We start from the raw sequence: 521 nt of genomic DNA on the forward strand, positions 1-521 counted from the left end.
TATATACTATTTAGTTTTCTGATTATCAAGAGAAGTCAAGGAAACAAACGATTTCCGGTGGCGATGCGCTTAGGGGAAACACCCGTTCCCATCCCGAACACGATGGTTAAGACCTAAGCGGCCGATGGTACTATGCTGGAGACGGCATGGGAGAGCAGGTGGCTGCCGGATTACCTAAAAAAACCACTCGAAAGAGTGTTTTATATAGAACAGACATGTTCCAATGGGTGGAGGTAAAAGCGAAACCTGTGTTTTAAAGAACGTGTTAACCTACGTCAGCAGGGAAGTGCTGTTCCATATAACTGGTTTTTACCAGTGATTAGTGAATTCGAGTTAATCGAGTTCGCTAATGACTGATAAAACATCAGTCACATACGTACCTTGAAAACTGCATATTGAAATAAATGAATTGAGTATCCTATATATTTATATATAGAATAAACAAGACATCCGAGGCCATACAAGCGATTGTATGGAAAGAAACAAACTTTTTATTAGGAAAGTCCACGATTGTAAAACAT

The 521-nt window shown here is 39.5% G+C and carries 1 rRNA gene; it reads left to right on the forward strand.

Features of this window, described 5'->3' with window-relative positions:
- Positions 1-53 precede the first annotated feature (53 nt).
- Positions 54-171: ribosomal RNA gene (gene rrf / locus HMPREF9469_RS30435) — 5S ribosomal RNA — on the forward strand.
- The last annotated feature ends 350 nt before the right edge of the window (positions 172-521 follow it).

The organism is [Clostridium] citroniae WAL-17108, assembly GCF_000233455.1.
Classification (GTDB): domain Bacteria; phylum Bacillota; class Clostridia; order Lachnospirales; family Lachnospiraceae; genus Enterocloster; species Enterocloster citroniae.